21 protein-coding genes are annotated in these 20,295 nt (G+C 37.9%); 8 read left to right on the top strand and 13 right to left on the bottom strand.

What is annotated here, in order from left to right; genetic code table 11:
* Positions 1-30 precede the first annotated feature (30 nt).
* Positions 31-1,881, bottom strand: coding sequence for a translational GTPase TypA (typA, locus tag AAFN87_RS09445; protein WP_347790790.1), 1,851 nt, complete (start codon positions 1,879-1,881; stop codon positions 31-33).
* 136 nt (positions 1,882-2,017) lie between these two features.
* Between typA and AAFN87_RS09450 the strand changes: the two genes are divergently transcribed.
* Complete coding sequence (locus tag AAFN87_RS09450) at positions 2,018-2,233, top strand: DUF5325 family protein (RefSeq protein WP_347790791.1); 216 nt, start codon at positions 2,018-2,020, stop codon at positions 2,231-2,233.
* Between the two features lie 163 nt (positions 2,234-2,396).
* Here the strand turns inward: AAFN87_RS09450 and AAFN87_RS09455 are convergent, their stop codons facing one another.
* On the bottom strand, positions 2,397-3,194 hold the full coding sequence (locus AAFN87_RS09455) for an inositol monophosphatase family protein (protein ID WP_347790792.1): 798 nt from the start codon (positions 3,192-3,194) through the stop codon (positions 2,397-2,399).
* 136 nt (positions 3,195-3,330) lie between these two features.
* Positions 3,331-3,528, bottom strand: a complete 198-nt coding sequence (locus tag AAFN87_RS09460) for a hypothetical protein (RefSeq protein ID WP_347790793.1) — start codon at positions 3,526-3,528, stop codon at positions 3,331-3,333.
* A 119-nt stretch (positions 3,529-3,647) separates the two neighbouring features.
* On the opposite strand from AAFN87_RS09460, the gene AAFN87_RS09465 reads away from it, so the two are divergent.
* The 3 genes from AAFN87_RS09465 (at position 3,648) to AAFN87_RS09475 (ending at position 5,047) form a co-directional block, all read left to right on the top strand.
* Complete coding sequence (locus tag AAFN87_RS09465; RefSeq protein WP_347790794.1) at positions 3,648-4,274, top strand: YktB family protein; 627 nt, start codon at positions 3,648-3,650, stop codon at positions 4,272-4,274.
* 291 nt (positions 4,275-4,565) lie between these two features.
* On the top strand, positions 4,566-4,697 hold the full coding sequence (locus AAFN87_RS09470; RefSeq protein ID WP_347790795.1) for a hypothetical protein: 132 nt from the start codon (positions 4,566-4,568) through the stop codon (positions 4,695-4,697).
* On the top strand, positions 4,694-5,047 hold the full coding sequence (locus AAFN87_RS09475) for a hypothetical protein (RefSeq protein ID WP_347790796.1): 354 nt from the start codon (positions 4,694-4,696) through the stop codon (positions 5,045-5,047). The genes AAFN87_RS09470 and AAFN87_RS09475 overlap by 4 nt, the downstream gene beginning before the upstream one ends.
* Before the next feature lie 305 nt (positions 5,048-5,352).
* Here AAFN87_RS09475 and AAFN87_RS09480 read toward each other — a convergent pair whose 3' ends face one another.
* The 5 genes from AAFN87_RS09480 to AAFN87_RS09500 form a co-directional block, all read right to left on the bottom strand.
* Positions 5,353-5,625, bottom strand: coding sequence for a UPF0223 family protein (locus AAFN87_RS09480; RefSeq protein WP_347790797.1), 273 nt, complete (start codon positions 5,623-5,625; stop codon positions 5,353-5,355).
* 19 nt (positions 5,626-5,644) lie between these two features.
* On the bottom strand, positions 5,645-6,604 hold the full coding sequence (locus AAFN87_RS09485) for an NAD(P)H-dependent flavin oxidoreductase (protein ID WP_347790798.1): 960 nt from the start codon (positions 6,602-6,604) through the stop codon (positions 5,645-5,647).
* A gap of 34 nt (positions 6,605-6,638) precedes the next feature.
* Positions 6,639-7,328 carry an LrgB family protein gene (locus AAFN87_RS09490; protein WP_347790799.1) on the bottom strand — a complete coding sequence of 230 codons (690 nt, stop codon included), beginning with the start codon at positions 7,326-7,328 and terminating at the stop codon, positions 6,639-6,641.
* Complete coding sequence (locus AAFN87_RS09495; RefSeq protein WP_347790800.1) at positions 7,291-7,704, bottom strand: CidA/LrgA family protein; 414 nt, start codon at positions 7,702-7,704, stop codon at positions 7,291-7,293. Before AAFN87_RS09495 ends, AAFN87_RS09490 begins: the two co-directional genes overlap by 38 nt.
* Before the next feature lie 151 nt (positions 7,705-7,855).
* Entirely contained in the window at positions 7,856-8,638 is a 783-nt protein-coding gene (locus AAFN87_RS09500; RefSeq protein ID WP_347790801.1) for an SDR family NAD(P)-dependent oxidoreductase, read from the bottom strand.
* Positions 8,639-9,044: 406 nt separating this feature from the next.
* On the opposite strand from AAFN87_RS09500, the gene AAFN87_RS09505 reads away from it, so the two are divergent.
* Entirely contained in the window at positions 9,045-10,475 is a 1,431-nt protein-coding gene (locus AAFN87_RS09505; RefSeq protein ID WP_347790802.1) for a carbon starvation CstA family protein, read from the top strand.
* A gap of 510 nt (positions 10,476-10,985) precedes the next feature.
* Here AAFN87_RS09505 and lpdA read toward each other — a convergent pair.
* From lpdA to pdhA, 4 genes are read right to left on the bottom strand one after another with little or no spacing between them, the layout of a single operon-like run.
* The gene (gene lpdA, locus AAFN87_RS09510; RefSeq protein WP_347790803.1) at positions 10,986-12,398 is read right to left on the bottom strand and encodes a dihydrolipoyl dehydrogenase; all 1,413 of its coding nucleotides are present in this window, start codon (positions 12,396-12,398) and stop codon (positions 10,986-10,988) included.
* A gap of 3 nt (positions 12,399-12,401) precedes the next feature.
* The gene (locus AAFN87_RS09515; RefSeq protein WP_347790804.1) at positions 12,402-13,742 is read right to left on the bottom strand and encodes a dihydrolipoamide acetyltransferase family protein; all 1,341 of its coding nucleotides are present in this window, start codon (positions 13,740-13,742) and stop codon (positions 12,402-12,404) included.
* Positions 13,743-13,761: 19 nt separating this feature from the next.
* Positions 13,762-14,739 carry an alpha-ketoacid dehydrogenase subunit beta gene (locus AAFN87_RS09520; RefSeq protein ID WP_347790805.1) on the bottom strand — a complete coding sequence of 326 codons (978 nt, stop codon included), beginning with the start codon at positions 14,737-14,739 and terminating at the stop codon, positions 13,762-13,764.
* 3 nt (positions 14,740-14,742) lie between these two features.
* Positions 14,743-15,789 carry a pyruvate dehydrogenase (acetyl-transferring) E1 component subunit alpha gene (pdhA, locus tag AAFN87_RS09525; RefSeq protein WP_481886469.1) on the bottom strand — a complete coding sequence of 349 codons (1,047 nt, stop codon included), beginning with the start codon at positions 15,787-15,789 and terminating at the stop codon, positions 14,743-14,745.
* Between the two features lie 642 nt (positions 15,790-16,431).
* Here pdhA and def point away from each other — a divergent pair.
* The gene (gene def, locus AAFN87_RS09530) at positions 16,432-16,989 is read left to right on the top strand and encodes a peptide deformylase (RefSeq protein WP_347790807.1); all 558 of its coding nucleotides are present in this window, start codon (positions 16,432-16,434) and stop codon (positions 16,987-16,989) included.
* Between the two features lie 161 nt (positions 16,990-17,150).
* Here def and AAFN87_RS09535 read toward each other — a convergent pair whose 3' ends face one another.
* On the bottom strand, positions 17,151-17,921 hold the full coding sequence (locus tag AAFN87_RS09535) for a Cof-type HAD-IIB family hydrolase (protein ID WP_347790808.1): 771 nt from the start codon (positions 17,919-17,921) through the stop codon (positions 17,151-17,153).
* Between the two features lie 350 nt (positions 17,922-18,271).
* Here AAFN87_RS09535 and AAFN87_RS09540 point away from each other — a divergent pair, with 350 nt between their 5' ends.
* Together AAFN87_RS09540 and rnjA are read left to right on the top strand one after the other, a co-directional pair.
* Complete coding sequence (locus tag AAFN87_RS09540) at positions 18,272-18,481, top strand: DNA-dependent RNA polymerase subunit epsilon (RefSeq protein ID WP_347790809.1); 210 nt, start codon at positions 18,272-18,274, stop codon at positions 18,479-18,481.
* A gap of 5 nt (positions 18,482-18,486) precedes the next feature.
* The gene (gene rnjA, locus AAFN87_RS09545) at positions 18,487-20,154 is read left to right on the top strand and encodes a ribonuclease J1 (protein ID WP_347790810.1); all 1,668 of its coding nucleotides are present in this window, start codon (positions 18,487-18,489) and stop codon (positions 20,152-20,154) included.
* Positions 20,155-20,295 lie beyond the last annotated feature (141 nt).

Raw genomic sequence — 20,295 nt, forward strand, 5'->3', positions numbered from 1 at the left:
AACACTTCTCATCCTCTCCCCAATACGCTTTTAGTTTTCTTGTTCAGCGTATTTTTTCTTTTTCGCCATACGTTCACGTTCGTTTTTATCTAAAATTTGCTTACGTAAACGGATTGACTCTGGAGTTACTTCTAAGTACTCGTCATCACTTAAATACTCTAATGCTTCTTCAAGTGTCATAATACGAGGTTTTTTAATCACGTTTGTTTGGTCTTTGTTAGCAGAACGAATATTTGTTTTTTGTTTCATTTTCGTGATATTAACTGTAATGTCATTCTCACGAGTATTTTCACCAACGATCATACCTTCGTATACTTCAGTACCTGGTTCTACGAATAGTGTACCACGGTCTTCAACACCCATCATACCATAAGTTGTTGATTTACCGTTTTCCATTGATACTAATACACCTTGGTGACGTCCACCAACGCGACCAGCTACAACTGGTTGATAAGAATCGAATGTATGGTTAATAATACCGAAACCTTTTGTTAATGACATGAATTCAGTTGAATAACCGATTAAGCCACGTGCTGGTACGTTGAAAATAATACGTACTTGTCCGTTTCCGTTATTAATCATATCAAGCATTTCACCTTTACGGCTACCCATAGATTCAATTATAGAACCTACACAATCTTCTGGTACGTCAACTTGTACACGCTCGATTGGCTCACATTTTACACCGTCGATTTCACGAATAATAACTTGTGGTTTAGACACTTGTAATTCAAAGCCTTCACGACGCATATTTTCGATTAAGATCGATAAGTGAAGCTCACCACGACCTGATACAGTCCACGCATCTGGTGAATCTGTATCTTCTACACGAAGCGATACGTCTGTTTGTAATTGTGCACGTAGGCGCTCTTCAATTTTAGAAGAAGTTACCCATTTCCCTTCACGACCAGCGAAAGGAGAGTTATTTACTAAAAATGTCATTTGTAGCGTTGGTTCGTCGATGCGTAATGGCGTTAAAGCCTCTTGATGCTCAATAGGACAAACCGTTTCCCCTACGTTAATAGCTTCCATACCTGAAACAGCGATTAAATCACCCGCTTTTGCAGTTTGGATTTCTTGACGTTTTAAACCGAAGAAACCGAAAATTTTCGTTACACGGAATTGTTTAACTGTGCCGTCTAGTTTCATTAATGCTACTTGCTGCCCTACAGAAATCGTTCCGCGGAATACACGACCGATACCGATACGTCCAACGAAATCATTATAATCAAGTAATGCTACTTGGAACTGTAATGGATCTTCTGAGTTATCTACTGGTGCTGGGATGCGCTCAATGATTTTCTCAAATAAGCATTTCATATCTTCTTCTTGGTTTGCTGGGTTTGGATCTAATGATGCTGTACCATTTACACCAGAAGCATATACTACTTGGAAATCTAATTGATCGTCATTAGCATCAAGCTCGATAAGAAGCTCTAACACTTCATCCACAACTTCTTCAGGACGAGCTGAATCTTTATCGACTTTGTTAACAACAACGATTGGTGTTAAGTTTTGTTCTAACGCTTTTTTTAGTACGAAGCGTGTTTGCGGCATACAACCTTCATATGCATCAACTACTAATACAACGCCGTCTACCATTTTTAAAATACGTTCAACTTCACCACCGAAGTCTGCGTGTCCTGGTGTATCTAAAATATTTATGCGTGTGCCGTTATAGTCAACAGCTGTATTTTTAGCAAGGATTGTAATCCCACGTTCACGTTCGATATCATTCGAGTCCATTGCGCGCTCTTCAACTTGCTCATTTGAACGGAATGTACCCGATTGTTTTAATAATTGGTCTACTAGTGTAGTTTTACCATGGTCAACGTGCGCGATAATTGCGATGTTACGTAAATCTTGACGTAAATTTGTCATTATTCCACTCCATATTCTTTTTTCATAAGTTTAACTGTGTTATTATAGCACAAGAAAGATTAATTGTCTTTTCTAAGAGATTCAAGTTCATAGTTTCATCACATATTTTACTATAATTTATAAGGAGCGAACTGCATTGAATAAAGCGAAAATTGTTATGTTTATCTATGCTCTAGCAGCTATTTTATCTATGGTGGGCATTGGTTTCTCTGTTGCATTAGTTGGTATAATAGGTACAGAGTACGATACGGTTGGCTATATTGGTATCATTGTTTCTATTATCGCTATGTGCTTCATCTTTATGACGGCATTTAAAACAAAACGTAAATTTAGAGAGCAAGGAATACTGTAAAAAGAATAGCAGAAATTTATTTTACTCATAAAAACCCTAAAAAAGTCAAATATCCGACTTTTCTAGGGTTTTTAAATAACTAATTTTGACTGAGTAAAAGCACTTAGAAACGCACAAGCTTAGCGTGAGTGAGTATGCAAGTGTTTCTCAGCAGACTAAATCACTACTCATTTTTCTCTTGAATATAATCTTCTAAAATCAACTGATGAATAGATGGATTAGCAATAATAAACGTATCCGTTGATAAAAAATCCAATGTCTTTCCTTGTAAATTCGTCGCAATTGCCCCTACTTCCTGCGCGATAATTGTACCGCCACCAATATCCCACGGTGCTAAACGCATTGAAATATACGCATCTAGTTTGCCACTTACAACAAATGCGATTTCCATTGCCGCAGAACCATAAGATCTCGTACCACGCACTGTATGAATTAACTCAATTAGTTTTTCATGATTGACTTTTTTATTTGGTGTTACCCATGTAGCATTAATACCAATAACCGCTTCCTCGATTTTCAACGGCTGCAATTTACGTAACGGGGAATCATTATACCATGCACCAACACCTGCAATTGCGTAAAACAAATCTTCTCGCATTACATCAAATATGTAACCTAGCTTGCCAATACCATCCACAAACAAACCAATTGTAATCATAAAATGGCGATGTTGTTTTACAAAATTCATCGTGCCATCGATTGGGTCGATAATCCATACAACGCCCTCTAGTGATTCAACATTTTCTCCCATTCCTTCCTCACCAAGAATTTTATGAGTTGGGTCGAATATTTTAATTTTTTCTATGAAAAAAAGTTCCGTTTCACGATCAATATTTGTTACTAAATCATTGGCATTCGACTTTGTTTCAATTTCTAAATCGTAAGAAAAAGAATCTCTAATGCGCTGCCCTGCTTCAAAAATCATTTTTTTAGCAAATTGATCTAATTGCTGTAAATCCATGTACTTACGCCACCTTCCACATGCTAGCTATGTATTAAAAGAACGGATTAAAATTCTGTATAGTAGTAGTATAACAAAAATCACCTGCTGTCCGAATATCCAGCAAGTGATTTTTTAATTAGGTTTGAATATTTTGTTATGCATATGCATGTAAGCTATCCAATTCTTCCTGAATCTCTTTTAAACGTTTTTTGGATTTTTCCATATCTGCTACATTGTCTTCCTTCATTGCCTCAAACAGCGAAGCTAACTCATAATCGAGCTCTAAACGTAAAATGTGTTCGTATTGCTTTTCAATATCTACCTTGCGTATAATCTTAATCATCTGTTTCATATTCATCACGTCCTTAGTGTTTTATAAAAAACTTTTGTCATCCTTGAAAGTTTCTGTTATCTGATTTTTTCCCAAAAAGTTAATAAAATAAACCTATAATTCGAAAGGAGTTATTAAAAATGCAAAATGTTCAATGGACTACGGAAGATTTCAATGTTTTCCAAATAAACGGTTTAGATGAACGGATGGCAGCATTAACTACTATTGTCCGCCCTAAATTCCATATAATAGGTGAAACGTTCTCTACATATTTCAGCGCAAAAACAGGGGATGAATTTTTCCCACATATCGCAAAACATGCACGCAGAACGGTAAATCCTCCAAAAGATTCTTGGGTTGCATTTGCACCATATAAACGTGGTTATAAATCACTCCCTCATTTCCAAATTGGGCTATGGGGGACGCATTTATTTATCGTTGCCGCAATTATTTACGAGGCCCCTCAAAAAGCACAGATGGCCGAACGCTTACTTGTAAATTTACAGCTGTTTGACACGTTATCAGATGAATTTGTCGTATCAGGTGATCACATGGCACCGGATGCCAGCAATTTAGGTGAGGCTCGTGAGGAAAAGCTTGAAAAATTAATTACACGCTTACGTGATGTCAAAAAAGGTGAATTTTTAGTTGGTCGTCATTTAAGCATTGAAGAAGCAACAGCAATGTCAGCTCAAGAATTCATGGCATTTGCTGAAGAAACATTCGAAGCTCTACTTCCGATTTATAACGTAATAATCGGAAAATAACGATACTGTATTATTAATATGCACAAATGGCTAACAAACATACCATATTTCGTCTTGTTTGTTAGTCTTTTTTTATATCTACATAGATAATTATTTACATTTTGGTATTTTTTATAATCATTATTACTAAATATGTTAAAAGGTGAATTTTTCATAATCGGAATTATTCATTTTTCCTACGGTTCACCATAATCAATTGATGATGTACCTATTTACTTCGACCACATTTTAAAAGGACGCCATGTACCACCAAAGTTATTCGAAATATTAGGGTATCTTTCAAAGACTAGGATGCCCGCGAATGATTTTACAACAATAGTAACATTGCCCATTAATCCTATTTTCCCGCAAACAGATGCTGTTGCATTCCATGATGAAGTTGCAACACTAATCGAAGGAAACGATATTGAAGTGATTCAGTGAAAAAGTGGAACACACATCCGGCGGTTGTACGTGTGTATGAGGAACGTGTACGTCGTGCGTTTGACTGGCTGCTAGCGCAAGCCCTGCAGGCAAGCTATGTATTATTTACAGTTCATAGCCAACCGGTAGATTTAGACCGTAATAAAGTTTACGTACAACAATATGAGGAGCTAGCTAATGTAACGTGTGCTTTCCTATCACTAAGTGCAGATGGTGAAACATTCTTTGAAATTGGTAATGATCTCGGCGTGGCATTTGCGATAAGTGAGTTTCCTAGCGATAGCTTTGATACAGTATATGCGCTAGCCGAAATTGTGGAACAGCACATTAAGGACATTGTAAAAACTTAATTAATGCAAAAGAGGCCGGGACATAAGCTTGGTTTTTATGAAAAGCACGAACTATCTATACTAAAAATTCAATGCTCTTTGATTGGAGTGAACGGGACGACTCCTTGGGGAACAGCAAATTATTACCTGTGACGAAAGCGTAGCAGCAGTCACAATTTTTTGTGTGACAAAAGTGGAACGACAGTCGCACGAGTAACATATAACAGGCTCGAGCAGTGTTTTAGGAAAATGTCCACGGAACGGAAATCAATTTTCAACATAAAAAAACATCATTTTTCTCATTGGAAAAATGATGCCTCTTTCATTTAACGCATACGAATAATTTGTCCATCCGCTAATTCCTTAGCTTGCTTCACTACTTTATAGCTTACATAGCCGCTTGCTCGTTCAAAATCTCGAAAAATTGTCTTTTCCTGGGCTTGTGAAGGTACAATTTCTTTAAATCGACGATATTTCGCCATTACATCTTCGCGTTTTATCCCCTTCTCATATGCTGCCTCAACAACTTCAAAGAATTTGACAACATCGACCATTTCTTGTGTTGTCCAATCTGTTGATAATGGATATGAATATTCCATGCTGTTCCCTACCTTTTTGTTATTCTCCCCATTTTAAACGGATTGCTGCTGCCTCTGCAACCATTCGCTCAATTAACTGAGCAACAGTTGGCTCGTCTGTTATTAAACCAGCAACTTGTCCCGCCCAGCCAAAGCCAGCCTGCGCATCCCCATCGTAAATAAAGCGCTTATTTGCTGTACCACTAATCATTGTTTTTAGTGCTTCATATGTTGGTGTCTCATTTTCGACTTGTAAAATTTGTTCCGTAAAATTATTACGCAATACTCTTGCAGGTGCGCCGATTGAACGTTTAATAACTGTTGTATCATATTCCGCGCTATTTAGTATTGCCTTCTTATAGGCAGCTGATGCATGCACACATTCCTTCGTCGCAATAAAACGTGTCCCCATCTCAATCCCTTCAGCACCTAATGCATGCGCCGCCATCCAGCCACGCCCATCCCCAATGCCACCTGATGCTATAACTGGTATCGATACATGATCGACAACTTGGGGTACGAGCACCATCGTTCCGACATCATCACGCCCTAAATGACCGCCACCTTCTTGCCCTACAACCATCACTGCATCTGCGCCAAGCGACTCTGCCTTTTGTGCTTGGCGGCGTGCAGCAACTAACACTAGCTTTTTACAATTCGTATCTTTTAAAATATCAAAAATCGGCGCCGGATTGCCCCCTGTAATCGTGACTACAGGCACATCCATTTCCGCAGCTACTTCTACCATTTCTTCATAACCTTTGCCATGTTGACCAATTGCATAATTTACCCCAAACGGTTTATCGGTTAATTCACGAACTCTAATAATTTCACGTCTTAAGTCTTCAGGTGTTGCAAGACTCATCGCAGTAATTTGCCCAAGTCCCCCTGCGTTCGATACAGCAGCAGCTAAATCTGAATACGCTAAATATGCTAGTCCTCCTTGGATAATCGGATAGTCAATATTTAATAGTTTTGTAACACGTGTCTCCCATTTCATAAAAATCCCCCTTATGCTTATTCCCCAGGAAATATTACATAAAAATCATTGCAAATATTGGGCAAATAAATGCACCTAATACAGCACTTAAACCCATAGATAGAGAACCCATTGATAAATCCTCTTCGCCAAATTCTTTTAATTTTGTAATCCCTACGCCATGCGAGGCACTTCCCATTGCCACGCCTCTACTAATTGCAGTATCAATTTTTGCTATTTTATATATTAGCGGACCTAATATCGCACCTGTAAATCCTGCCACCATTACTAATACAGCAGATAAGGGAGCAATGCCGCCTACTGAATCACTAACTTGCATTGCAACAGGCGTTGTTAATGATTTCGGTAATGCTGTTAAAATAAACGAATCCGATGCATCAAATAATTTCAACAACGAAAAGACGCTGATTAATCCCGAAAGCATTGATACTAGTAAACTCGAAACAATCGCATATTTATATTTAAAAATAAGTGCTCGCTGATTATAAAGTGGAAAAGCAAGCGCGACAATGGCAGGACCTAACATTGCTTGAATCCAGTCCCCACCTTGCATGTATGTACTATATGGAATATTAAAAACGAGTAGTACAATAACCAACACAATAGTAGTTGTTAAAATAGGCAATAACAACGGATTACTAAACTTTAAATACACCTTTTGTAAAACAACAAATAATAAAACTGTACTAATGATGGCGAGAGACGCTTGAAGAATTTGTAGCAACTAATTCTCCCTCCTTCACCGTATTTTCTTTCTTTTCGATCCATTGACTCCATTTCCCTGTCACAATTATCGTAAATAATGTACTAATAATTACTGCTATAATTAAAAATATTCCTGCACTAGACAACAACTCTGGATAATTTATCACTGCAACTGTAGAAGGAATAAAAAAAAGTGTTAAGTACGTTAATAAAAACGTTGCTCCTTCTTGAATATATTGTACATTAACCAGTTTGAAATAAAGTGATATCCACAATAATATAAGCCCAATAATACTTGCAGGGATAAAGATGCCTGTAAGCTCAACTATGAGTACTCCTATATAATAATAAATTATTAAAATACAAATTTGCGCAATCGTTCTTATAATTTGCATCAGTAATCCCCCTTTCTTTTTTCATTGTACGACTTCCAAAATTCTCTGTCTATTGCATCTTGCTATTCTAAATGTAGAATTCCACGCTTTTTCAAAAACATATGTAATTTATTACAAAAAAGCAAACCCATCGCTGAGTTTGCCTCACAGATTATATCGTGCCACCTGAACCACCATCAATATTAATCGACGTACCTGTTACATATGACGATGCAGAAGATGCTAAAAACGTAATAACATTTGCCGCTTCTTCTGTATTACCAATACGGCCAAGCGGGATTGACTCCCCAATATTTTTCGAATATTCGTCCCACGTTAATTCCGGCGCTTGATCTTTCCAGCGTTTTTCAATTTGATCGCTCCTAATCAATCCGATGCATACAGCGTTGACACGAATATTGTACTTACCTAAATCTTTACTCATCGCTTTCGTTAACGCCAGTCCTGCTGCACGGCTCACTGTTGTTGGCAATGAAGATGTAGGTGGTGTTTTTGCCAATACAGCTGTTACGTTTATAATAGAACCGCCACCTACCGCTTTTAAATGTGGTATCGCAGCTTTTGAACAATGGATTGCACCAAGTAGTTTTAAGTCTAAGTCACTTTGCCAAAGCTCGCTATTAACTTGTTCAAAAGAATGGGCAGCTGAAGTCCCGGCATTATTTACTAATATATCGATGCGTCCGAAATGCTCGATTGTTTTATTAATCAGCTCTTTACAATCCTTTTCTTTCGCCATATCAGCTGGTACGATTAACACATCTGCACCTGTTGCTTCTTTTATAGAGGCTGCAGCTACTTCTAATTGTTTTTCTCCACGCGCACATAATGCTACTGCTGCGCCTTCTTTTGCTAATTGTAGCGCTGTATAATATCCAATTCCTTTACTAGCACCTGATATAATCGCAACTTTTCCTTTTAACCCCAATTCCATTCCCATTGCCTCCTAGCTTACTATTTTCATGTTAATAGATTTATTATACGAAAATTCAGTCAATAATTCATTGCTTAAGCTCATAATTATTTATTAAGTACTCAAAATGAGATTGTTGTAACTTTTCTTTTATATCGCATTCACATGAATAGTATTTTGTCCTAAATCTTTACTCATGGCCTTAGAGCAGTCATACAGCTCAAAACACCATTTTTCAAATAAATTTTATTTAAGAATTTCAAGCATAAATACTCTAATCCGCAAGATGTAATCGATTACACAAAACATTTCTGTTTAATTTAATAATTTAAATATAACAAATTTTCTAAAAATAGTTTGTCAAAATAGTTTTTGCATTATATAATTCAATTTGTCGAAAAAATGAAATTATATTAGGAGAGTTTTTATGTTTACACTATTAGGTTCTGTCATTCTTTTATTTGGTGGTTATTTTGTTTATGGTAAGTTTGTAGAAAAGGTGTTTGTCATAAATGATGCAACAGCAACACCCGCTTTTACAAAAACAGATAACCTCGATTATATTCCGATGCCCGCTTGGAAGGGCTGGACAATTCAATTATTAAATATTGCAGGGCTTGGTCCAATTTATGGTGCCATTGCCGGTGCGTTATATGGTCCAGTGGCCATGGTTTGGATTGTATTAGGCTGTATTTTTGCAGGTGGAGTTCACGATTATTTTGCAGGTATGCTATCACTTCGTCATGGTGGTGCACAATTCCCTGCACTTGTTCAAAAGTATTTAGGTAAAATTATGCGCGTATTTACAGATATCGTATCTGTTATTTTAATGATTTTAGTAGCCGCTGCATTTACGGCTGGTCCTGCTGCTGTTATTTCAGCAAAAACAGGCATTACATTTATGGTGGCAATCGTCATTATTTTCTTCTACTTTTTATTAGCAGCGATTTTACCAATTAATAAAATTATCGGCCGTATTTATCCGTTATTCGGGGCTGTTTTATTAATTATGGCTAGTGCAATTTTTATATCTTTATTATTCTCAGATATTAATATCCCAGAATTAACATTTGCCAATTTACATCCGGGTGATTTACCAGTTTGGCCATTATTAATGATTACTATTTCTTGTGGTGCGATTTCTGGCTTCCACTCTACACAAAGTCCAATTATCTCTCGTACACTTAAAAAAGAATCAGAGGGACGTAAAGTATTTTATGGTGCAATGATTGGTGAAGGTATTATTGCTCTAATCTGGTGTACAGCTGGAATGAGCTTCTTTGGTGGCACAAGTGAACTTGGAACTGTCATTACAGCAGTAGGTGCTGGTGGTGTAGTAGACCAAATTGCGATTGGGCTACTAGGGACAGTTGGTGGCGTATTAGCAGTTTTAAGTGTAATCATCTTACCTATTACTACAGGTGATACATCGCTTCGTTCAGCCCGTATGATTGTGCTTGATTTCTTAGGATCACGCATCAAAGGGAATCAGAAAACAGTAGCAATTTTAGCAACAATAGCAGTTACCATTCCTGCATTCTACTTAACAACAATCGACTATCAATTCCTATGGCGTTATGTAGGGATGACTAACCAAATGGTTGCTACGGTTATGCTATGGGTTGCTACTTCTTACTTACTAAAAGAAGGCAAATTCCACTGGATTTCAGGTCTACCAGCAATGTTTATGACGGCTGTTGTATTCACATACTTAATGGTAGCTCCTGAAGGATTTGGTTTAGAATATGGTTTATCCATGATTATCGGCTTATCAGCTACTTTAATAATCGGTTTACTATATGCATACCAAATCGCTCGTCATAACGGACTAAAAAATCCTGTGTTCCTTAAACAATAATAAAAATGTGCATTCGCATATCACTAAAGTCTTGTGATAAGTGCGAATGCACATTTTTTTGTCTCCAATAGTTGAACTATTTCAAAGTGGGTTCGTTCATCTTGATTAAGGACGCGTCGATTGAAATGAAGGGCAACGACTCCCTAGGGATAAGCACTGTTTATTGCGGCGCAAGCTTAGCGACAGTCGCAAGTGCGAAAAACCCAATTGTTTCGGTCCCATACGAAACAATTTTGTTGGACCCGTGCCCCCAGGAAAGCATCCGAACCAGAGTGGAAATCAACACCCATATTCAAAAAGGGTGCAATAAATTTCAAAGTTAGTACACAACATTTGACGAAGAACCAAAAAGCTGGCACTCAAAATCGTTTTTCAACGCCATCGTTGCAATCGTCTGTTGCTTCATAAAATTCCACTATTTAATTTTTGCTATATATACCAATTAATCAATATATCAATTTCCAATAATAAAAAACTCCCTTACCGAAATAGGTAAGGGAGAAATTATTATTATTTCGTTACAATATGGATTGGGTTGCCAAGTAATACTTCGGCAGCTTCCATTGTAATTTCACCTAAAGTTGGGTGAGCGTGAATTGTTAATGCGATATCTTCTGCAGTCATACCCGCTTCGATTGCAAGACCCATTTCAGCGATCATATCAGATGCACCAGCACCAACGATTTGAGCACCTACTAACAGACCGTCTTCTTTACGTGCAACAAGTTTCACGAAACCATCTGTTGCGTTTAACGCTAATGCACGGCCGTTTGCAGCAAATGGGAACTTCGCAGCAGTTACTTCTAAACCTTCTGCTTTTGCTTGTTCCTCGTTGTAACCTACAGTAGCCATTTCTGGATCGGTGAAGCATACAGCTGGAATTGCAAGATAGTCTACGATTGATTTTTCACCAGCGATTGCTTCCGCTGCTACTTTACCTTCGTAAGATGCTTTATGAGCAAGTTGTGGACCTGAAACGATATCGCCGATAGCATAAATATTCGGCACTGAAGTACGGCATTGTTTGTCTACTGCAAGTAAACCGCGTTCAGCATATTGAATACCAATTTCTTCAAGACCCATTTCGTCTGTGTTTGGACGACGACCTACTGTTACTAAAACGTAGTTCGCTTCAACCGTTTTCTCTTCTCCGCCTACTTCATATGAAACTACTACGCCGTTTTCGTTTTCTTCAACACCTTTTGCAGATGCATTAACAACGATTTCGACGCCTTTCTTTTTCAGGCCTTTTTTAACGATTTGAGTCATTTGTTTTTCGAATCCAGCTAAAATATCCTTACCGCCTTCGATAATCGTTACTTGTGAACCTAAGTTAGCATATGCAGAACCTAATTCAGTTCCGATATACCCACCACCGATTACAACTAATTTTTCTGGCACTTCTGGTAAAGAAAGTGCACCAGTAGAATTAATTACACGGTTTGTAAATTTAAAAGTCGGAATTTCAACTGGTCGAGAGCCTGTTGCTAAAATCGCATTTTTGAACGTATATGTTTGAGCTGAATCTTCGTTAATTACACGAACAGTGTTAGCATCAACAAAATATGCCTCGCCTTTTAATACATCAATTTTATTACCTTTTAATAATCCTTCAACGCCGCCTACTAATTTTTTTACAACGCCGTTTTTAAATTCTTGTGCTTTTGCCCAATCAAGTTTCACATCAGATGCAACTACCCCCATGTCATCTGAATGTTTCGCTTGTTCGAAACGGTGTCCTACTGAAATTAAAGCTTTTGAAGGAATACAGCCAACGTTTAAGCAAACGCCACCTAATTGGCCTTTTTCTACAACTGTTACTTTTTGTCCTGTTTGTGCTGCGCGAATTGCTGCTACATAGCCACCAGGGCCCGCTCCTACTACTAGAGTATCAAGCTCGATTGGGAAATCTCCTACTACCATTATCTACGCCTCCATTAATAATAAGTCTGGCTCACTTAGCAATCGTTTTAAATGATTCAACGCATTTTGCGCAGTGGCCCCATCGATCATGCGATGGTCAAAGCTCAATGATAATGCTAACACAGGTGCAGCTACAATTTCACCATTTTTTATTACTGGTTTCTCTGAAATACGACCAATTCCTAATATCGCTACTTCTGGATGATTAATTACTGGTGTAAACCATTGTCCTCCAGCCGATCCGATATTCGTAATCGACATTGAGCCACCCTTCATTTCATTCTGTGCTAATTTGCCATCACGCGCTTTTGTTGCCAGCTCATTAATTTCAGCTGAAATAGTAAATACTGATTTTCGGTCTGCATGTTTAATTACTGGAACAAGAAGTCCTTTTTCAGTATCTGCTGCAATGCCGATATTATAGTAATGTTTTTGAATAATTTCTTGAGTTGCATCATCTAGTGAACGGTTGAATTCAGGGAATTCACGTAATGTTGATACTAACGCTTTAACTACATATGGTAAGTACGTTAATTTCACGCCTTTTTCTGCTGCGATATCTTTGAATTTTTTACGATGCGCGACTAATGCCGTAACATCTACTTCGTCCATTAGAGTAACATGTGGCGCAGTTTGCTTTGAATGTACCATCGCTTTGGCAATCGCCTTGCGCATTCCTGACATCTTCTCACGAGTTTCAGGGAATTCACCTTCTAAATTAATAACAGGTGCTGCATTAGGTACTTCTATTGCCTCGTTCATGTCAGCTACAACCGTTTCTCCAGTTGTTGCTTCCTCAACTTTTTGACCACCACTCAAGAAGTTTTCCACGTCTTCTCTTAAAATACGACCATTTTTACCTGAACCGATGACTTCACGAATATCAACATCATTGTCACGTGCAAATTTACGTACAGATGGCATTGCAATAACGCGTGCATTTATGTCAATATGATCAGCTAATTGCGGTTCTTTCGACGTTTTTTCCGTAGGTGCTTCTACAGGTGCTTTTTCAACTACTTGTCCTGCTTCTGCAGTCGCTTGTACTTGGGCCTCTGTTTTCGCTTCCGCGTGCTCGTCGCCTTTTAATTTTAAGTCTTCATAGCCCGGTGCATCCAACCGAATTAATACGTCACCAACAACAGCAACTGCCCCTTCTTGCACTAGTACTTCTTCAACAGTTCCTTCTACTGGAGATGGAATTTCAACGACTGCTTTATCATTTTGTACTTCACATAAAATATCATCTTCTTTAACAAGATCGCCTGCTTTGACGAACCATTTTACGATTTCACCTTCATGGATACCTTCTCCGATATCCGGTAGACGGAAATTAAATGCCATAGTAGTCACCCTCACTTCATTAGAATGTTAATACTTTTTTTGCCGTTTCCATAACATCTTTATACGTAGGTAACCAAACACCTTCTGCTTGAGGGAATGGATAGATCGTATCTGGAGCTGCTACACGCAATACCGGAGCCTCTAAACTTAAAATGGCGCGCTCTGTAATTTCCGCTACAACATTCGCTGCAATTCCGGCTTGTTTTTGCGCTTCTTGTACAACGATTGCACGTCCTGTTTTTTCAACAGAGGCAATAATTGTTTCGATATCTAATGGCTGAATTGTACGAAGATCGACTACTTCTACTGAATGTCCTTCTTTTTCTAATTCTTCAGCTGCTTTTAAACTTTCATGCACCATTAATCCGTAGGCGAAAATCGATAAATCTTTTCCTTCACGCTTTACATCTGCTTTACCAATTGGCACAGTGTACGATTCTTCTGGCACCTCTTCACGGAATGAACGATAAAGTTTTAAATGCTCTAAGAAAATAACCGGATCATTATCTCGGATGGAAGAAATAAGCAATCCTTTCGCATCATATGGTGTTGAAGGAATGACAACTTTTAAGCCCGGTTGCTGTGCCATTAACCCTTCTAAACTATCTGAGTGCATCTCTGGTGTATGTACGCCACCACCAAAAGGAGAACGAATCGTCACAGGTGCATTATACGTACCACCTGAACGATAGCGCATACGTGCAAGCTGACCGCTAATTGAGTCCATTACTTCATAAACAAAGCCGAAAAATTGAATTTCTGGAACAGGGCGGAATCCTTGTAGAGAAAGTCCGATTGCCAAGCCGCCGATTCCTGATTCAGCTAATGGTGTATCAAATACTCGATCTACGCCAAATTCTTTTTGTAAGCCTTCTGTTGCTCGGAATACCCCTCCGTTTACTCCAACGTCTTCACCAAATACAAGAACGTTCTCATCGTCACGTAATTCACAACGTAGTGCATCAGTAATTGCTTGAATCATCGTCATTTGTGCCATAGCTTATTTCGACTCCTTCTCTTTGTAAATTGCATACTGTTCTTGTAAGTTATACGGCATTTCGCTTGCATGCATATTTTCAATTAACTCTGTCACCTTTTGCTTCGGTGCTTGGTCAGCTAATTTAATGGCTTCTTTAATTTCTTCTTTTGCACGTTCAATAACAGCTTCTTCTTTTTCCTCTGACCATAAACCTTTTCCTTCTAAATACTTACGGAAACGTACGATTGGATCTTTTGCTGCCCAAGCATTATCAGTATCCGTTGTACGATAGCGTGTTGGATCGTCCCCTGCCATCGTATGTGGACCGTAACGGTAACACATTGTTTCAATTAACGTTGGTCCCTCTCCATTTACTGCGCGCTCACGGGCATCACGTGTAGCAACATAAACTGCTAATGGATCCATTCCATCAACTAAAATACTTGGCAAGCCGGCCGCAATTCCTTTTTGAGCAATTGTTTTGGCAGCTGTTTGCAATTCACGTGGTGTCGAAATCGCGAATTGGTTATTTTGTACGATGAAAATCGCTGGAGATTTGAATGCTCCTGCAAAGTTAATACCTTCGTAGAAATCACCTTGTGACGAACCGCCATCACCTGTATATGTTACTGCTACTGATTTTTTACCGCGCTTTTTAATACCTAGCGCTACACCAGCAGCCTGAATGTATTGTGCTCCAATTATTATTTGTGGTGCTAAAATATTTACGCCTTCTGGTACTTGGTTACCGATAAAGTGGCCGCGGCTGAATAAAAATGCTTTCCATAATGGTAAGCCGTGCCAAAAAATTTGAGGCACATCACGGTAGCCTGGTAAAATCCAGTCTTCTTTTTCAAGCGCGAAATGTGAAGCTAGTTGCGATGCTTCCTGACCTGCAGTTGGCGCATAGAAACCTAGACGACCTTGGCGATTTAATGAAATCGAGCGTTGGTCTAATATACGTGTGTATACCATACGCGTCATTAATTCAATTAAGTCTTCGTCAGAAAGATTCGGATTGGCCTCCTCATTGACGATTTCCCCTTCTTCATTTAAGATCTGGAACATTTGAAATTTATCTTCAATTTCATGCAATGTAGCCGTCGGATCAAATTTGTTTACGATGTTTTCTCCCATATGACACATCTCCCTTTTAACTGTATTAAAAAATAATTCATTATCATTAGTACAAGTGATTCTATAATTGAGTATAATGAATTAAATCTTATCGGTCAATCATAGATTACCTTTATTAAAGCAATATTTTGTCCATTTATTAAATTCCGAACATTTCTCTATCTGTTATATATTAGACTTATACCTGTATTATAATAGCACCGATACTGATTCCCATTCGCACTATAATAGCATGGTGTTTTCTATATAAACTAAACAGCATTATTAATTGGTTTCGTTTTATTTATCTACTTACATTTGCAAACTCATTTCATATAACTTCCTAAAAAAATTACTAAATAATTAATCAGAGGTATGGTTTTCCTTGTTATCTGATTCGTATGCTATTCGATAAACTGTGCCATTACGTTTTTTTCTATTACAATAATTACATCGACTACTTATTTCTGTACAAAATTACCAATACCTGTTTTATTTTTTATTCTTCAATTGAAGAATAAGTATTTATCATTGAACATGACATATCGTTATGTATACTTAAGTTATAGAGTTAAACACGAAAGGAAGTTTCACATGATTTTAATGGAACACATAATACGCGAAGGGCATCCTACATTACGCACACGTGCTGAAGAAGTGACATTCCCTTTGTCAGTTGAAGATCGTCAATTAGCAGAAGATATGCTGCAATATTTGAAAAATAGTCAAGATTCCGAAATAGCTGAAAAATATAATTTACGCGGTGGCATCGGTTTAGCAGCTAACCAAGTAAATTGTTTAAAGCGTATATTTGCACTACATTTAACAGACGATGCAGGGGAGCTAGTGAGCTTCGTTGCCATTAATCCCAAAATTGTTAGCCATTCTGTTGAGCAAACATATATCGAATCCGGTGAAGGCTGTTTATCAGTTGATCGCGCAATTCCCGGCTATGTGCCGCGCTATGCACGCATTACAGCAAAATTTATGACAATTGACGGCGAAGAAAAGAAAATTCGTTTAAAAGGCTTGCCAGCAATTGCCTTCCAGCACGAATTAGATCATTTAAACGGCATAATGTTTTATGACCATATTAATGAAAAAGAACCTTTTGCTCCGATTCCAAACTCAACACCTTTTGAAAGAGTATAAAAACAACGCCACCGATAAAAATCGTGTGGCGTTGTTTTTATAAAAAATTATATACTGTTTATTGGGTCCTTCTTTACTTTCAACCTTGGATCAAAATTAGTTCTCCAAGTCCAAAATGATCATGACACAAACAGGAAGGAAGACGAAATTTAACGTAGAACCTATATTAATTGTAGCGTTTCCATTATTTTATATAAACCATCGTCATCAACATGTGGCGCTTCAATATCCGCTACCCTTTTCGCCATAGTGTGACCATTCCCCATGACAACACCGATGCCCGCTGCTTGTAGCATTTCTACATCGTTTAAGCCATCACCAAACGCAATTGTATCTTCCATTTTTAAGCCGATGCATTCTATTAATTTTTCAATGCCACGTGCTTTTGATCCACCTTTCGGTAACATATCACAACACTTTTCATGCCAGCGTACAAACTCGATATTAGGAAATGCTTCTTTATAAAGCGACTCTTCCTGTTGCTCCATAAAAATAAGTGTTTGGTAAACAGCATGATCATGATAAAAATCAGCTGCAATTTCAGGGTATGGATAATGTAGCGTCGCTAAACTATCACGAATCGAAGCGTGCCCAGGTAAGGAAGCAATCATTTTTTCTTCGTTCAAAAAGACAACAGGATGCTCCCTTTGTGCTCCAAAATCAATAATTTCTTCTAGCTGCTGTGTAGAAATGCCGTCCGTAAAAACAACTTCACCTTTATAAACAACATATTGCCCGTTAAACGTCACAAATGTATCAATATCTAGCTCTTCTAATAGTGACTGAATCATAAATGGGGCACGTCCAGTAGCAATCGCAATCTCATGGCCATTTGCACGCGCACGCATTATCGCCTCTCTCGCTGAATCAGGCAATTTTTTTTCGCTATTATAAAGTGTTCCATCTACATCAAAAAATAAAATTTTCTTCATACTAATATCCTTCTCTCTATATAAATACTACTTTACAAAAATCTGAAAATTCTATATAATAAACATAAGGAGTGATGTGCCATGTTAAAACGGCTCAAAAAGAAATTACTGAAACGATTGAATGGCATCCTCGGAAAGAAATCAATTGCTTAAGCCCTTCTTTTGAAGGGCTTTTCTTTATTTTAAAGTAGCTGCGTGATAATATAAAGGAAATGCATTTATTTCTAATATTATACCTACACTTCTTCTCATGCTTTTCAGACATGTATAATTACATCATGAGTATAGTGTAAAAGTTGTACAACCTATGTAAATGCAATAATAATGTACGTATTAAAAGGAGAGTCAATATGATTTACAAAGTTTATTACCAAGAAAGTAACCAAGAGATTCCAGTTCGCGAAAACACAAAAACACTTTATTTAGAGGCTAATTCTGAACGAGAGGTTCGCCACTATTTAAAAGATCGAAATTACAATATTGAACTTGTTCAACTATTAGAAGGCAACTATTTAGAATACGAACAAGCTAGCCCGAACTATCGTCTGGAGAACGCTTAATCTTTATGAAGTTCGTTAAAAACGATCAAGCGGCTGTATTCGCACTCGGCGGACTGGGCGAAATCGGCAAAAACACATATGGGGTACAATTCCAAGACGAGATTATTTTAATCGATGCCGGAATTAAATTCCCAGAAGATGATTTACTAGGAATTGATTATGTCATTCCTGATTATACGTATTTAGTACGAAATGCAGATAAAATTAAAGGATTATTTATTACCCATGGTCACGAAGATCATATCGGTGGCATTCCTTACTTATTACGCCAAGTAAACGTTCCTGTTTACGGCGGTAAACTAGCGTTAGGTCTACTGCGTAATAAACTAGAAGAACATGGTTTATTGCGCTCAACAAAAATGATTGAGTTTAAAGAAGAAGATGTTATTAAATTCCGTAAAACATCAGTTAGCTTCTTCCGTACAACGCATAGTATTCCAGATGCATTCGGTATTGTTGTTAAAACACCACCGGGAAATATCGTGCATACAGGAGATTTTAAATTTGATTTTACCCCTGTTGGCGAGCCAGCTAACTTAACAAAAATGGCTGAAATCGGTCGTGACGGTGTATTATGCTTGTTATCTGATAGTACAAATGCTGAAGTGCCAAACTTTACGATGTCTGAACGTAAAGTCGGCGAAAGTATTGATGATATTTTCCGCAAAGTTGACGGTCGTGTTATTTTCGCAACTTTTGCATCAAATATTCATCGAGTACAGCAAGTAACTGATGCAGCAGTTGCGCACGGACGAAAAATCGCAGTATTCGGTCGTTCGATGGACAACGCAATTACAATTGGGCGTGAGCTAGGCTATATAACAGCTCCAAAAGAAACATTTGTTGATGCACAAAACATTAATCGTTTACCTGCAAATGAAGTACTTATTTTATGTACAGGCTCACAAGGTGAACCAATGGCAGCTCTTTCTCGAATTGCGAATGGTACCCACCGCCAAATTCAAATTCAGCCGGGTGACACAGTTGTGTTCTCTTCTTCACCAATTCCAGGGAACCAAACTAGCGTTAACAAAATTATTAACTTACTATTCCGTGCAGGAGCGGAAGTTATACACGGCTCACTAAACAATATTCATACATCTGGTCACGGCTCACAAGAAGAGCAAAAACTAATGCTTCGATTAATGAAGCCTAAATTTTTCATGCCTATTCACGGTGAGTATCGTATGTTAAAAATGCATACGTCACTTGCTGAAGATTGTGACGTACCAATTGATAACACATTCGTTATGGAAAATGGTGACGTGCTTGCACTAAGCGCAAAAGAAGCACATGTAGCAGGACGTATCCCATCAGGTGATGTTTATATTGACGGAAATGGTATTGGTGACATTGGTAATATCGTCTTGCGCGATCGTCGCATTTTATCTGAAGAAGGTCTTGTAATTGTAGTTGTGAGTGTGAATATGGAGAAACAAAAAATTGTTTCAGGTCCAGACATTATTTCTCGCGGCTTCGTCTACATGCGTGAATCAGGTATGATGATTAATGAAGCACAAAAAATGCTAAATCAACATTTGAACAGCACAATCCAAGAAAAATCTACTCAATGGACTGAGTTGAAAAATGAAATTACAGACGTTTTAGGACCGTATTTATTCGAAAAGACAAAACGTCGCCCTATGATTTTACCAATAATCATGGAAGTTTAATTTATTCAATTATAAAAACAAGGTCTGCGGTTAACCGCAGACCTTGTTTTTTTGGTTCTATAATATTTGTCGGGGTATATCTATACAATTACGCTATAAAAGAAGCAGGCACTTATCTTAGTTAGCATCGCTGATTGTAGG

The sequence above is a fragment of the Solibacillus sp. CAU 1738 genome (assembly GCF_039888725.1).
In the GTDB taxonomy this organism is placed as follows: Bacteria; Bacillota; Bacilli; order Bacillales_A; family Planococcaceae; genus Metasolibacillus.

Coding starts and splice junctions, on each gene's coding strand:
- typA (WP_347790790.1), bottom strand. CDS start 1,881: ATGACAAATTTACGTCAAGATTTACGTAACATCGCAATTATCGCGCAC.
- AAFN87_RS09455 (WP_347790792.1), bottom strand. CDS start 3,194: ATGGATTTACAGCAATTAGATCAATTTGCTAAAAAAATGATTTTTGAA.
- AAFN87_RS09460 (WP_347790793.1), bottom strand. CDS start 3,528: ATGAAACAGATGATTAAGATTATACGCAAGGTAGATATTGAAAAGCAA.
- AAFN87_RS09465 (WP_347790794.1), top strand. CDS start 3,648: ATGCAAAATGTTCAATGGACTACGGAAGATTTCAATGTTTTCCAAATA.
- AAFN87_RS09470 (WP_347790795.1), top strand. CDS start 4,566: ATGCCCGCGAATGATTTTACAACAATAGTAACATTGCCCATTAATCCT.
- AAFN87_RS09480 (WP_347790797.1), bottom strand. CDS start 5,625: ATGGAATATTCATATCCATTATCAACAGATTGGACAACACAAGAAATG.
- AAFN87_RS09485 (WP_347790798.1), bottom strand. CDS start 6,604: ATGAAATGGGAGACACGTGTTACAAAACTATTAAATATTGACTATCCG.
- AAFN87_RS09495 (WP_347790800.1), bottom strand. CDS start 7,704: ATGCAAATTATAAGAACGATTGCGCAAATTTGTATTTTAATAATTTAT.
- AAFN87_RS09500 (WP_347790801.1), bottom strand. CDS start 8,638: ATGGAATTGGGGTTAAAAGGAAAAGTTGCGATTATATCAGGTGCTAGT.
- AAFN87_RS09505 (WP_347790802.1), top strand. CDS start 9,045: ATGTTTACACTATTAGGTTCTGTCATTCTTTTATTTGGTGGTTATTTT.
- lpdA (WP_347790803.1), bottom strand. CDS start 12,398: ATGGTAGTAGGAGATTTCCCAATCGAGCTTGATACTCTAGTAGTAGGA.
- AAFN87_RS09515 (WP_347790804.1), bottom strand. CDS start 13,742: ATGGCATTTAATTTCCGTCTACCGGATATCGGAGAAGGTATCCATGAA.
- AAFN87_RS09520 (WP_347790805.1), bottom strand. CDS start 14,739: ATGGCACAAATGACGATGATTCAAGCAATTACTGATGCACTACGTTGT.
- pdhA (WP_481886469.1), bottom strand. CDS start 15,789: ATGTTCCAGATCTTAAATGAAGAAGGGGAAATCGTCAATGAGGAGGCC.
- def (WP_347790807.1), top strand. CDS start 16,432: ATGATTTTAATGGAACACATAATACGCGAAGGGCATCCTACATTACGC.
- AAFN87_RS09535 (WP_347790808.1), bottom strand. CDS start 17,921: ATGAAGAAAATTTTATTTTTTGATGTAGATGGAACACTTTATAATAGC.
- AAFN87_RS09540 (WP_347790809.1), top strand. CDS start 18,272: ATGATTTACAAAGTTTATTACCAAGAAAGTAACCAAGAGATTCCAGTT.
- rnjA (WP_347790810.1), top strand. CDS start 18,487: ATGAAGTTCGTTAAAAACGATCAAGCGGCTGTATTCGCACTCGGCGGA.